This is a genomic window from Vibrio sp. 1069, from assembly GCF_033340555.1.
Genome location: NZ_JAWOWP010000547.1, coordinates 1 through 620, shown reverse-complemented (window position 1 = coordinate 620; position 620 = coordinate 1). Strand labels below are relative to the sequence as shown.

1 protein-coding gene is annotated in these 620 nt (G+C 47.4%); it reads right to left on the bottom strand.

Going from position 1 to position 620, the window contains the following annotated elements:
* Positions 1–620: GGDEF domain-containing protein (locus tag R7040_RS27655; RefSeq protein ID WP_318097772.1), on the bottom strand; the 620-nt coding region annotated here is incomplete at both ends.

Below are 620 nucleotides of genomic sequence, written 5' to 3'. Positions count from 1 at the left end.
TGTCTTTAGCGTTGCAAATATGTGTGTTGCTGCGAACGCCAGAACGACGCGCTTCTATGCCTTTTAATAAGAGCTCATCAGGAGAAGCCGAAGGAAAATCACGACGGCTAACCAAGCCACCACACAAGGAAATAGACAGGTAATCAATTTCGCGCAGGCCGAGCGGCTCAAAGTTAGTTTGCTCAACCGCATCAGCAAAACGAGTAAAGTGCTGTTTTATCGTCTCGCTACTTTGTTCAGCCTTAAACACAAAAGCCCACTCACCTACACCAATGCTGTACAGTTGCAGCGCCGCTGGCATGCCTAAGCGCTTTCTCAATCGATTGGTAAAATGCATCGACAGATCTTTGAGCAGCTGGTCTCCGACTCGATACCCATACTTTTCATTGATGTGGCTGAAATTAAGCAGCTTCAGCGTTAACAAATGCTCGTCACAATCGATGTGACTTAAGCGCTCTTGCAGCGCCACGCGATTTTGCAGCCCAGTGCGACTGTCACGACGGTAGCTTTCTTGTAGCTTGCGAGTTTGACGATCAAGTTGATAACCCATGTGAGCGTTCATATGGTTCAAATCACCAATCGCATTGCGTATTAAGCTAAACAGCGGTGAAATCGAAGCG